Source organism: Candidatus Sodalis endolongispinus (genome assembly GCF_018777395.1).
Classification (GTDB): domain Bacteria; phylum Pseudomonadota; class Gammaproteobacteria; order Enterobacterales; family Enterobacteriaceae; genus Sodalis_B; species Sodalis_B endolongispinus.
On the sequence record NZ_JAFJYC010000002.1, the window covers coordinates 339,896 to 352,407 of the forward strand.

10 protein-coding genes and 3 pseudogenes are annotated in these 12,512 nt (G+C 56.1%); 7 read left to right on the forward strand and 6 right to left on the reverse strand.

What is annotated here, in order from left to right; translation table 11 throughout:
* Positions 1 to 16 precede the first annotated feature (16 nt).
* Positions 17 to 538 (forward strand): annotated as a pseudogene (locus JZM24_RS14815) (tail fiber assembly protein).
* Positions 539 to 919: 381 nt separating this feature from the next.
* Here the strand turns inward: JZM24_RS14815 and JZM24_RS19805 are convergent.
* Positions 920 to 1,207 (reverse strand): tail fiber protein, encoded by a 288-nt coding sequence (locus JZM24_RS19805; protein ID WP_246580067.1) that lies wholly within the window; start codon positions 1,205 to 1,207, stop codon positions 920 to 922.
* A gap of 267 nt (positions 1,208 to 1,474) precedes the next feature.
* Between JZM24_RS19805 and JZM24_RS14825 the strand changes: the two are divergent.
* Positions 1,475 to 1,905 (forward strand): annotated as a pseudogene (locus tag JZM24_RS14825) (Mom family adenine methylcarbamoylation protein); the annotation flags it as partial.
* A gap of 88 nt (positions 1,906 to 1,993) precedes the next feature.
* Positions 1,994 to 3,177: pseudogene (locus tag JZM24_RS14830) on the forward strand (IS3 family transposase); the annotation flags it as partial.
* Between the two features lie 648 nt (positions 3,178 to 3,825).
* Here JZM24_RS14830 and ychF read toward each other — a convergent pair.
* Positions 3,826 to 4,917, reverse strand: a complete 1,092-nt coding sequence (gene ychF, locus JZM24_RS14835) for a redox-regulated ATPase YchF (protein ID WP_215670609.1) — start codon at positions 4,915 to 4,917, stop codon at positions 3,826 to 3,828.
* Positions 4,918 to 5,031: 114 nt separating this feature from the next.
* Positions 5,032 to 5,616: an aminoacyl-tRNA hydrolase gene (gene pth / locus JZM24_RS14840; RefSeq protein WP_215670611.1), complete on the reverse strand. Its 585-nt coding sequence runs from the start codon at positions 5,614 to 5,616 to the stop codon at positions 5,032 to 5,034.
* Between the two features lie 224 nt (positions 5,617 to 5,840).
* Between pth and ychH the strand changes: the two genes are divergently transcribed.
* Positions 5,841 to 6,119, forward strand: a complete 279-nt coding sequence (ychH, locus tag JZM24_RS14845; RefSeq protein WP_215670613.1) for a stress-induced protein YchH — start codon at positions 5,841 to 5,843, stop codon at positions 6,117 to 6,119.
* Between the two features lie 262 nt (positions 6,120 to 6,381).
* On the opposite strand, the gene prs is transcribed toward ychH, so the two are convergent.
* The 3 genes from prs to lolB form a co-directional block, all read right to left on the reverse strand.
* Positions 6,382 to 7,329: a ribose-phosphate diphosphokinase gene (prs, locus tag JZM24_RS14850; protein WP_215671212.1), complete on the reverse strand. Its 948-nt coding sequence runs from the start codon at positions 7,327 to 7,329 to the stop codon at positions 6,382 to 6,384.
* 119 nt (positions 7,330 to 7,448) lie between these two features.
* Positions 7,449 to 8,306 (reverse strand): 4-(cytidine 5'-diphospho)-2-C-methyl-D-erythritol kinase, encoded by an 858-nt coding sequence (gene ispE / locus JZM24_RS14855; protein WP_215670615.1) that lies wholly within the window; start codon positions 8,304 to 8,306, stop codon positions 7,449 to 7,451.
* The gene (lolB, locus tag JZM24_RS14860) at positions 8,306 to 8,926 is read right to left on the reverse strand and encodes a lipoprotein insertase outer membrane protein LolB (RefSeq protein ID WP_215670617.1); all 621 of its coding nucleotides are present in this window, start codon (positions 8,924 to 8,926) and stop codon (positions 8,306 to 8,308) included. Before lolB ends, ispE begins: the two co-directional genes overlap by 1 nt.
* A gap of 223 nt (positions 8,927 to 9,149) precedes the next feature.
* Here lolB and hemA point away from each other — a divergent pair, with 223 nt between their 5' ends.
* Genes hemA through prmC form a run of 3 tightly spaced genes read left to right on the forward strand, consistent with a single transcriptional unit; the run spans position 9,150 to position 12,367 of the window.
* Complete coding sequence (hemA, locus tag JZM24_RS14865; RefSeq protein WP_215670619.1) at positions 9,150 to 10,412, forward strand: glutamyl-tRNA reductase; 1,263 nt, start codon at positions 9,150 to 9,152, stop codon at positions 10,410 to 10,412.
* Positions 10,413 to 10,436: 24 nt separating this feature from the next.
* On the forward strand, positions 10,437 to 11,519 hold the full coding sequence (prfA, locus tag JZM24_RS14870) for a peptide chain release factor 1 (protein WP_215670622.1): 1,083 nt from the start codon (positions 10,437 to 10,439) through the stop codon (positions 11,517 to 11,519).
* On the forward strand, positions 11,519 to 12,367 hold the full coding sequence (gene prmC, locus JZM24_RS14875; protein WP_215670624.1) for a peptide chain release factor N(5)-glutamine methyltransferase: 849 nt from the start codon (positions 11,519 to 11,521) through the stop codon (positions 12,365 to 12,367). The genes prfA and prmC overlap by 1 nt, the downstream gene beginning before the upstream one ends.
* Positions 12,368 to 12,512: the final 145 nt, after the last annotated feature.

A 12,512-nucleotide genomic window follows, 5' to 3' on the forward strand; every position in this document is an offset into this window, starting at 1 on the left:
ATGTGTGGTTTATGTGATGAAAAATATTAAAAACTTTAAGCGCTATCACTCTGATGCTGTTGATAAAAAATGGTTAGAACATGCTGTTGGGGCGATTTTTCTTATCTCGGAAGATGGTCAGGACTGGTATGCGTGCCAGAAAAGCTTTCAGCCCGATACGATGAAAGTCGAGTATGAAGCCGACGGAGTTATACGCTCGATGGGCTATGATATCAGCGGTTTCTGTCCCGATGGATGCAGCATAGCCGAAGTATCCGAATGGCCTAAAGAGGCAGCCCTTAACCGGAAATGGTGTTTTATCGATGGTGAGGTTGTTCTACGCATCTATACGGCAGATGAGCAGAGAAAGCAAGCCATCCATAAACGAGACTATCTACTTGAGCAGGCAGCAAAAATTATAGCGCCGTGGCAGGATGCGGTAGAGCTGGAGATGGCTTCATAAGCCGAAAAAGCATCACTGATAGCATGGAAAAAATACCGAGTGCTGCTAAACCGTGCTGATATCAGCAAAGCGCCGGATATTGCGTGGCCGGAATAGCCACAGAAAGCAAAGTTGAATATCAGGCTGCCCTGACAATGTAGTTAAACGCGACATTTCGCGGGCTGGTTTCTTCAGCCGTTCTTGTCACGCGAGATGAATCGAAATGCCATTTGGATGCAGTCCACCGGTCACTCCTTGAGGTTGCATCATAGTTCACTGAACCGCCACCATCACAATATAATGCGCCTTTGGAGGAAAATTCGATAAAATTGCCTGGTCGTCCATCGTCCACTGTGCCCATATTTTCTGCATGGCATCCGCTTGCGTACTTAATATCTTACGTCCGTTATCCACTTTTCGTCCAGCATCCCATCCCCGGATAAATTCGCCGCGTAAATCAGGGAGTTTTCCTGATGGATAGGCGAGTGCTAAGAGCGGTTATTTTTTCTTGTCGAATGGCTCACCGTTGCAGATAAACCAACCCGTTGGCGCACTTTCCGTTGGCCAAGGCAGGGGAACGCCTACGGGGATTTCAGCGCGTAATACTTCAGGTGTCACAGCATGAACGTCAGTGGCGGTTAGCTGCACATCCTGAGTCAGTGTTTTACCGTTAATTTTACGCTGATTGGGTGTTGCATTTTTAGCCAGATTTACTGTTTCCAACAAACCAAGGTTTTTCAAAATTAAGGTTTTTGCCAGTTTCCCGCCAGAGTAAGGGCTAATCATGCCTTGGTAAGGCGAATGCATGGCAAAACAAGCAGCATTTGTCGCTTAAATAATAGCCAAAATGCCGATTTACAGCAAAAATCGAGGGTTTGATTGAATTTTGAGCAGGTTTTAAGGGGGGTATGAACGGGCAAATCGCGCTACCGACCTTGCGTCGGCTAACATGAAGCATAAGTGGCATTAGCGATCAATAAAGCCTTATCGATCGTTAAAACAGATCAATTACAGTGTTTTAATCATCCTCTCCATACCTAACAGGTAACATATGTTTTCTTGATGCAGTGGGGGTACGCCCTGAATCCTAACAGTGGCGAAAAAGTGGTCTTTGGCACGAGGAATCGTGAGTATATGGAGCTTAACCGCTTATGGCTGCATGATGACATGCCTAAAAATTCAGAGTCACGAGCGATCAGCTATGCGCTAAAAACTATCAGGTTACTTTATCCTCAGGTACAATGGGTGCAATCCTTTGCAGATGAGCGCTGTGTATCAGGCGAGTAATTTTGAATATATCGGCAGCCATTACTCGCGATTCTATGAGATTGATGGTGAGTGGTATCAAGAAAATAGCCCGCAACGCGATCACGCGAGGCGGCAAGCGAGGAGAATACCTGAGGGACAATATAGAGCGTGCAACTGTTCATCGCTTCCAGCAGTTCCGATATATCCGCTTTTTGGACAAACGCGCGAAGAAGTGATTTATCCCCCTGAAACACCAGACAGTAGCTGTATCTCCAGATAAGAGATAGGCTTGAATATATGTCTAACACTAACGCCAATTTTGATATGACCGGGATCCTGTTAGGTCAAGAAGTCCGTAAACGTAAAACTCCTCAGGAAAAAATGGCCATTATTCAGCAGAGGATGGAGCCCGGCATGAATGTCTCCCATCTCGCACGACTGCACGGTATCCAGCCAAGCCTGCTGTTTAAGTGGAAAAAGCAATATCAGGAAGGCAGCCTCACTGCCGGGGAGGACGTTGTTCCTGCCTCTGAGCTTGCAGCTGCATTGAAGCAGGTCCGGGAGCTCCAGCGCCTTCTGGGTAAGAAGACGATGGAGGTTGAGATCCTAAAAGAAGCCGTGGAGTACGGCCAGTCACGAAAATGGATAGCGCACGCGCCCTTGTTGCCAAAGGCCGGGGAATAGCACAGGTCAGCCGCGCCATGAGCGTGTCGCGTGCGCCGCTGTCACTGCGGATTAAGCGTTCTGCCGACTGGCAGGACAGGCGCTGTAACCGGCGTAATGACGAAGCAGACGCTGAAATACTGTCGGACATCCTCGACATCATCAGCGATATGCCCAGCTACGGCTATCGGCGGGTGTGGGGCATCCTGCGTAAACAACGTCGCGCAGAGGGACTGCCGCCGGTAAATGCGAAACGACTTTACAGGATCATGTGTGAGCATAACCTGATGTTATTACATTGAAAACCAGAGCGGCCGAGGCGTGAGCATAAGGGCAGGATCGCGGTGGCAGAAAGCGATATGCGCTGGTGTTCAGATGGCTTCGAGTTCGGCTGCGACAACGGTGAAAAACTGCGGGTCACGTTCGCACTGGACTGCTGCGACAGAGAGGCCATAGACTGGTCTGCGAGCACTGTAGGCTACGACAGTTCGACCGTGCAGGATGTGATGCTGATGTCGGTAGAAAAGCGCTTCGGCGACAGGTTACCCGATACAGCGGTGCAGTGGTTGACGGACAACGGTTCAGCGTATACCGCGCATGAAACGCAGAGGTTCGCCAGAGAACTGGATCTGGAGCCCTGCACAACAGCGGTGAGCAGCCCGCAGAGAATGGCCGAACGGTTCGTGAAGACGATGAAGGAAGACTATATCGAGTTCATGCCAAAACCGGATGCGAGAACAGCCCTGCGAAACCTTGCAGCAGCGTTCACGCATTACAATGAAAACCATCCGCACAGCGCGCTGGGATATCACTCTCCGAGAGAATACCGGCGGCAGCGTGCTTCGTTATTATCCCTTATACAAAGCGCCGACATGCGAACGCCGGGCATGAAAAGTGATTGGATAATGTCAAAGGTGAGAAATGAAAACGCTAGCCGTGGTTGTGCACTGGCAGGATTATGTTGTTGTCGTGTCAGCTGACTGACAAAAAAATACATGGCGAGTAAAAGAGGGTAGACAAAGCCTCGTTGGCGGAGCAGGCGGGGAATAGTTTTCGGGGGTAAGTGGAATAACCGACACGTTGTAATGAACGCGCTGTGAACCAACTAACCCAATGAAGATCTATGCCTTTATTTCATGCTGTCGCGCCTGGTTCTGCGCCGATAACGTAGAGGGTAAGCATCAGCAGCAGACCGGCAAAAATTGCCCACGGAGGTAAGTTCGCCGTGGGGAATGACGGGACGTGCGGCATCAGGTTGAATAAATGAACAAGATTTAAATTAAACAAGTAGTTAAGTGAGTAAGTGAACAAGTAAGTGTACGGGTGAGTGAGTAGGTGAACAGGTAAGTGAGCAGGTATTAGGTGAGTGAGTAAGTGTTTCTAAAACGTTAGCCAAGGGGGACAAAAAATCGGGAAAAAAATCCACGCCAGTGCGTGGATTTGAGAAATGTTCATGAGACGGCATCCAGCCTCATGAGGCAATAACGTTGATTTCAGACGTTGAACAGGAAATTCATCACGTCGCCGTCTTTCACCACGTACTCTTTCCCTTCAGAACGCATTTTGCCGGCCTCTTTCGCGCCTTGCTCCCCTTTATAGGTAATAAAATCGGCAAAGGAGATGGTCTGGGCGCGGATAAAGCCTTTTTCAAAGTCGGTGTGGATTTTCCCGGCCGCCTGCGGCGCGGTGGCGCCGACCGGGATGGTCCAGGCGCGCACTTCTTTGACTCCGGCGGTAAAATAGGTCTGCAGATTGAGAAGCTCGTAGCCGGCGCGAATGACGCGGTTCAGACCCGGCTCTTCAAGCCCCAGCTCCGCCATGAATTCCGCGCGCTCCTCTTCGTCGAGCTCGGCAATATCGGATTCCACCGCGGCACAGACCGCGACCACCACCGACCCTTCAGCCGCCGCAATGGCGCGCACCTCATCCAAATAGGGATTATTATCGAAACCGTCTTCGTTGACGTTGGCGATGTACATGGTGGGTTTTAGCGTCAAGAATCTCAGATAGCGAATGGCGCTTTTCTCATCGCTTGACAAGTCAAGCGTGCGCAGCATGCCGGCATCGCTCAGTTGGGGCAGGCACTTTTCCAGCGCCGATTGCTCCAGTTTGGCATCCTTGTCGCCACCTTTGGCCCGTTTCTGCACCCGGTGCAGGGCGCGCTCGCACGCCTCCAGGTCGGACAAGGCCAGCTCGGTGTTGATAACGTCGATGTCTTCGGCCGGACAGACTTTGCCCGCCACATGAATAATATTGTCGTTTTCAAAGCAGCGCACGACATGGCCGATGGCCTCGGTCTCACGGATGTTGGTCAGAAACTGGTTTCCCAGACCTTCCCCTTTAGACGCGCCTTTCACCAGTCCGGCGATGTCGACAAACTCCATGGTCGTCGGCACGGTACGCTGCGGTTTGGCGATTTCCGCCAATTGATCCATGCGCGCGTCGGGCATCGGCACCACGCCGGTATTCGGCTCGATGGTACAAAACGGGAAGTTGTCTGCTTCGATGCCCGCCTTGGTCAGCGCATTAAACAAAGTGGATTTGCCCACGTTGGGCAACCCGACGATACCGCATTTGAAACCCATGGTTATTTCACCTTAAATAGCTCTATTATCAGCCGGTTAACTGCCATTGCCGGCATGAGATCACTCTAAATGTTCATTATACACAGAATCCCGCCATTACTCGACGCCCGCTGTTTAACCGGGACGATAGACATGCAGGCGATTCATGGCCTTCACGGCATCCTGAGTCACCAGGATCTCCGTGCAGCGTACCGCTTCGTCAATGGCGCCATCAATCAGCTGAAGTTCTGCCGCAGGCGGTTTGCCGAGCACGAAGCCCACGACGTGGTTTTTGTCCCCCGGATGGCCGATGCCGATACGCAGCCGGTGGAATTGGGGATTGTTGCCCAGGCGGCTGATGATGTCTTTCAGACCGTTATGGCCGCCATGGCCGCCGCCAAGCTTCAGCCGGGCGCTGCCGGGCAACAGATCCAGTTCATCGTGGGCCACCAGAATGTCCTCCGGCGCGATGCGGTAAAACGTGGCCATCGCCGCCACCGCTTTCCCGCTAAGATTCATAAATGTGGTGGGCACCAACAGGCGAACATCCTGGCCGCCGAGGGTCAGTCGTCCGGTATAGCCATAAAATTTGCTTTCTTCTTTTAGCGTCTGCCGGTAGCGCTCCGCCAGTAACTCAACATACCAGGCGCCGGCGTTGTGGCGGGTCGCGGCGTATTCGGCACCGGGATTGGCCAAGCCTACAATTAATTTGACTGTCACGTCTTACTCTCATCGGGCGGTTTGGGCATTAGTTTACTCTGCCCGGGCAAAACATTTCAAATCGAGGGTAGCGCCGCGTTGGCGCGGACTGCGTCGATTTGTGTGATTTATTGAAAGGTCTGTGATCGTCACCACAAGGTGAGGGGCCTACTCTGGCTATACTTTAAGCAGTAAAAGGAGTGACGCCGAGCAGGGCGTCCGATAGGACAATCAGGAGGTGTAGCATGAGACGTAAATCAGCAATGCTGGTCGGCAATGGCCTGATGGGCGCGGGGATGATACTGATGGTTGCCAGTATCGCCGTATCGGTGCTGAACCAGTTGCCCCAGATCGCTATGACTGAGGTGATGGCCAGCGGCGGCATTATGGGCATTTTTGTCGGCGCGCTGTTGTGGCTCGCGGGTGCGCGCATGGGCGGCCACGAAGAAATTTCGGACCGCTATTGGTGGCATCGCCGCTTTGACGCGCGCTGCCGGAAAGACCAGAACGCCCGCTACCATTAACTCGCGCCGGTTGCCACAGGCGATATCAGGCTGACGCAGAACCTTCGGCCGTTGTAGGCTTTGACCAAAAAAAGACGCGCCTGCGACGTCGGTTGTATAAATGTCTGGCCCGATGGGTCGGTGCGTTGCCATCCGCATCGTCGGGCAAGGGTGATTAGCTTAGGCCAATCCCGCAGCGGGGGATAAACAGGCTGTGCTTTTTGGGCAAACCCCGGTGACAAAGATCGGACGCCGCCTGACCAGCGCGTGTGCCCCTCTGATATCAATGCTCAAACATGGCCGAGATGGATTCTTCGTTGCTAATGCGGCGGATCGCCTCCGCCAGCATCCCAGACAGCGTCAGCGTACGCACGTTGGGTAGCGCCTTGATGGCCGGATCCAGCGGAATAGTATCGCAGACGATCACTTCATCAATGACTGAGTTCTTGATGTTCTCATAGGCATTGCCTGAGAAGATCGGGTGGGTGGCGTAGGCGAATACCCGCTTGGCGCCGCGCTCTTTGAGCGCTTCGGCGGCTTTGCATAAGGTGCCGCCGGTATCAATCATATCGTCCACCAGCACGCAGTCGCGACCCGCCACGTCGCCGATAATATGCATCACCTGTGACTGGTTGGCGCGCGGGCGGCGCTTGTCGATAATCGCCATGTCGGTATCGTTAAGCAGCTTGGCTATCGCACGCGCACGTACCACGCCGCCGATATCGGGGGAAACCACGATCGGGTTTTCCAAATCCTGCTGCAGCATATCTTCCAGCAGGATAGGGCTGCCGAATACGTTGTCCACCGGCACGTCAAAGAATCCCTGAATCTGTTCAGTGTGCAGATCAACCGTCAGCACGCGGTCAACGCCGACGCTTGACAGGAAATCGGCCACCACTTTGGCGGTAATCGGCACGCGGGCGGAACGGACGCGGCGATCCTGACGCGCATAGCCAAAGTAGGGGATAACGGCGGTGATACGACCGGCGGAAGCCCGGCGCAGCGCATCAACCATGACCACCAGTTCCATCAGGTTGTCATTGGTGGGCGCGCAGGTGGACTGGATAATGAAAATATCGTCACCGCGAACATTTTCATTGATTTGCACACTGACTTCGCCGTCGCTGAAACGGCCGACGGCGGCATTGCCAAGACTGGTATATAAACGGTTGGCAATACGTTGCGCCAGTTCCGGGGTGGCGTTTCCAGCAAAAAGCTTCATATCGGGCACGAGAAGAACCTCAGGCTTGCGTCCAGAGAAGGTATTGCGCCAGCCTGACGCCGGGGAAGGCGGCGGCGCCATGCGGGGCAATGCCATACGGGTAATGCATCAGGCCACCGTCAGGCGGCTCAGTGCGCCCCTGACAACGCGCAACGCAGCGGGGAAACGTTAACGCCTCGGGCTACAAAACCGCGCATCCATGCCGGGGCCTGCGATAAAACCTGACGGGCGGCGGCCTCGGTATCGAATTCGGCAAATACACAAGCGCCGGTGCCAGTCAGTCGCGACGGCGCGTATTCTAACAGCCATGAAAGATGCTGTTCAACCGCGGAAAAATGTTTTCTTGCGATTGGTTCACAATCATTATGAAAAGGCGTGGCCATAAGCTGGGCGAGCGAGCGCGGTGGCGCGTCTCTTCTCAGCTCAGGATCGCCGAAAATGCGCGGCGTGGCAATACTGACCGGCGGCACGGCGACCAAATACCATTTTTCCGCCGGGACGGCCGGCTCGAGGCGTTCGCCGATGCCATCGGAAAAGGCTGCCTCGCCGCGTACGAACACCGGCACATCGGCGCCGAGCGTCAGTCCCAGCTGCGCCAGGGTGGCTACGTCCAGCCCGCAATGCCATTGGGCATTAAGCGCGACCAGCACGGTGGCGGCGTCGGAAGATCCGCCGCCGAGCCCGCCGCCCATCGGCAGCACTTTCTCCAACTCAATATCCGCCCCCGGCGCCGCCGGGTCACCCGCTGCCCAGCAGTGGCGCTGTAACAGCCGGGCGGCGCGCACGATAAGATTGTCCTCTTGCGCCACCCCCGCTATCGGGTTTAGCAGGCGAATGCGGCCGCCGGCGGTGGGCGTAATGGTCAGCGTGTCGCCATAATCCAGAAATTGGAAAAGCGTTTGCAGCAAATGATAGCCATCTGCACGGCGGCCGGTGATATATAAAAACAGATTAAGCTTGGCCGGGGCTGGCCACTGGCGTGTCATTACAAGCTCCAGCTATCCATTTTCAATTTGATGCGATTGTCGCCCTGGCGCAATTCCAAATTCGACGGCAGCGCCGGGATGGTATCGTCGTGATAGCCTTGATAGGTTACGGTCCAGCGCTGCCCGTTGTGGCTATAATTCAGGCTATGCAGATAGCCGCGGGCATCCAGGGTAAAATCGGTGGCATCGCCGGGCAGGCCGAGCATCCACTGCCGCAGGTCGTTGAGCGGGATAGACATGCCGGCCAGATTTTGGATCATCACCTCTGGATCATCGCTCACGTAGCGTTTACCTTGATTGTTGACCAGTTGGGCCACACCCGGATGGACATTCAAATCCATCTCGGTGCTGCCGAGCGGGTTGGTCAAAATCAGCCGGTAGCGATCGGCGCTGGTCTGCTGCCAATTAAAGCGGGCGTAAACTTTTTGCTGGCTGGAAATATAGGCGAAGGCGCCGCGAGTCTGGTAGCGGCTGAGGGCGGTGATCGACTGCTGGTGGCTGCGCCATTCCGGCGAGGTCTGGCTTTTGGCCGGTCCGGAAGGCGTATGAACACTACAAGCGGCCAAAAGCAGACTGGCAAGCGGCAGCAAACGGAAAATGGCGTATTTACGCTCAGGCATGACGTCGACTTCCTTCAATATCGCGGGATGAATGGCTTTCTTTCACGCTAGCGGAGGGTATCGTTAGCGTCAATGGCTTTAATAGATTGATTTTATACCCTTACAAGTTGTACACCTTAAGGGGAGGAAAGTGCGGTGCGGCTTTTCTTGCATCTGTGCATCAAGTAGAATGCGCGCAGACGATAACCATACTAACGTTTGTACTACTCTGTAGCCTTAATCCATGACATTGCTCGCACTCGGTATCAATCACAAAACAGCGCCGGTCGCTTTGCGCGAACGGGTGGCGTTCTCACCCGAGACCCTCGACCAGGCGCTGGGCAGCTTGCTTGCGCAACCGTTGGTGCAGGGCGGCGTCGTGCTGTCGACGTGTAACCGCACCGAGCTGTATTTGAGTGTCGAGCAACAGGCTGACTTGCAGGAGGCGCTGGTACGCTGGCTGTGCGATTATCACCAGCTGGAGCCCGTCGAGGTGCGCCAGAGTCTTTACTGGTATCTGGGCGATGAAGCCGTCAGCCATCTGATGCGCGTCGCCAGCGGCCTGGACTCGTTGGTGCTCGGCGAGCCACAAATCCTGGGACAGGTAAAAAAAGCCTTTGCCGAATCCCGCCGCGGGCACGGCCTGTCGGTGGATCTGGAGCGATTGTTCCAGAAATCATTCTCGGTCGCCAAGCGGGTCCGCACCGAAACCGAGATAGGATCCCATGCGGTGTCGGTGGCGTTTGCCGCCTGTACGCTGGCGCGGCAGATTTTTGAATCCCTGGCCGAGGTGAGGGTGCTGCTGGTGGGCGCAGGCGAAACGATTGAACTGGTGGCGCGCCACCTACGCGAGCATAAAGTAAAATGTCTGCTCATCGCCAACCGCACCCGCGAGCGAGCGCAGCGGCTGGCGGAAGAAGTGGGCGCCGACGTCATCAGCCTGGCGGAAATTAATAGCCAATTGGGTGAGGCCGACATTATTATTACCTCCACCGCCAGCACATTGCCGATTATCGGTAAAGGGATGGTGGAGCGAGCGCTGAAACAGCGCCGTTATCAGCCCATGTTGTTGGTGGATATCGCCGTACCGCGCGATATTGAACCGGAGGTGGCGAAATTGGCAGATGCCTATCTGTACACGGTGGACGATCTCCTGGCCATTATTGAAAAGAATCTGGCGCAGCGTAAACATGCCGCGGTATTGGCGGAAACCATCGTTGCGCAGGAACGTCTGGATTTTATGGCTTGGCTGCGCAGCCAGTCGGCGGTGGAGGCGATTCGCGATTACCGCACGCAGGCCGACAGCCTGCGGGAGGAGTTTGAAGCCCGCGCGCTGGCAGCGCTGCGCCTCGGCGTCGACCCGGAACAGGTGGTGATGGACATGGCGCACAAGCTGACCAATCGCCTTATCCATACGCCGACCAAATCGCTGCAGCAGGCCGCCCGTGACGGTGACGCCGAGCGATTACAAATTTTGCGCGACGGTCTCGGACTGGACACGCACTGATACACATAAGGTAAACCACCACGCATGAAGTCCTCGATAGTCGCCAAATTGGAGGCGTTGCAAGAGCGCCGCGAAGAAGTGGAAGTTCTACTCGGCGATCCCGGCGTTATTGCCGATCAGGTCAGTTTCCGCGCCCTGTCGAAGGAGTACGCGCAGCTGTCTGATGTCACCCGCTGTTTTCAGCATTGGCGGCAGGTACAAGAAGACATCCACACCGCGGAGCACCTGCTGCAGGATCCCGAAATGCGCGACATGGCGCAGGAGGAGTTGTTGGCGTTCCGCGCCAGTCTGGAACAGCTGGAGCAGCAGTTGCAGGTGCTGCTATTGCCGAAAGATCCTGACGACGAACGCGGCTGTTTCCTGGAAGTGCGCGCCGGCACCGGCGGCGATGAGGCGGCGCTGTTCGCGGGCGATCTGTTTCGTATGTACAGCCGTTATGCCGAAACCCGGCGCTGGAAGGTGGAAATCGTCAGCGCCAGCGACGGCGAGCACGGCGGCTTTAAAGAGGTTAGCGCCAAGGTGTCCCATGAAGGCGCTTACGGTCAACTGAAATTTGAATCCGGCGGCCATCGCGTGCAGCGCGTGCCGGAAACCGAATCCCAGGGGCGTATTCATACCTCAGCCTGTACGGTGGCGGTGATGCCGGAAATCCCGGAGGCGGAGCTGCCGGAAATCAACGCCGGTGATCTGCGCATCGACACTTTCCGCTCCTCCGGCGCGGGCGGCCAGCATGTCAATACCACCGATTCGGCTATCCGCATTACCCATTTGCCCACCGGATTGGTGGTGGAGTGCCAGGATGAACGCTCCCAGCACAAGAATAAAGCCAAGGCGCTGGCGGTGTTGGGCGCGCGTTTGCGCGCCGCTGAAGTTCAGCGCCGGCAGCAGGAAGAATCCTCCACGCGCCGTAATCTTCTGGGCAGCGGCGATCGTTCCGATCGCATCCGTACCTACAATTTTCCCCAAGGGCGGGTGACCGACCACCGCATTGGCCTCACGCTCTACCGGCTGGATGAGGTTATCGAAGGCAAGCTCGATATGCTGATCCAACCTATTATGCAGGAGTATCATGCCGATCAGCTCGCCGCGTTGTCCGAGACTCCCTGATGACCTGGCAGCAATGGCTAGCCCAGGCCGTCCCCCGGCTGCGCGCGTCCCTGAGCCCCAGCGCCAGACGCGATGCCGAAATCCTGCTGGCGCGGGTGACCGGCGCGGCGCGTACCCGTCTGCTGGCTTTTGGCGAAACCCCGCTGACGGACGCGCAGCACGCTACGCTTGCGGCACTGTTAGCGCGTCGGGAACGGGGCGAGCCCGTGGCCTATCTGACCGGCGAACGTGAATTCTGGTCGCTGCCGCTGCGCGTGTCCGCCGACACGCTGATTCCGCGCCCAGACACCGAATGTCTGGTCCAGCGTGCGCTGGACTTGCTGCCGCACGGGCGCGCCGAGGTGCTGGATTTGGGCACCGGCAGCGGCGCCATCGCGCTGGCGCTGGCCTCGGAACGGCCAGAATGTCGGATAACCGGCGTCGATCGCCTGCCCGGTGCCGTGGCGCTCGCCCGCGCTAACGCCGCCCGCCTGGGGCTGGAAAATGTGCAGTTCCACGAAGGCGATTGGTTTAAACCATTGCAGGCGCAACGCTATCGTCTTATTGTGAGTAATCCCCCTTATATTGAGGCGGACGATCCCCATCTTATGCAGGGCGATGTACGCTTCGAGCCACGCAGCGCCCTGGTGGCGGGAGAGAATGGCCTCCAGGACTTGGCGGCGATTTGCCGCGAGGCGGGGGCCCATTTAGCGCCCGGCGGCTGGTTGGTGCTAGAGCACGGCTGGCGCCAGGGGGCAGACGTGCGCGGCCTGCTCGCCGCTGCCGGCTTTGATCAGATAGCCACGCTGCGCTATTATGGCGGCAATGAGCGCGTCAGCCAGGGACAACGCTCGCCTGCGCAAGCGTGACCGACGGCAAGAGAGAGGGAATGCGTGCGCTATGAGCGATTATGGAATGACCGATGACCACGGTTGGTCACACCCGCCAGCCGTTTCCCGTCGCGTGTCCCCGGTTGCCTCTTGTTGGTCACGCCGCTTGTTTTGCCGGTGCTTA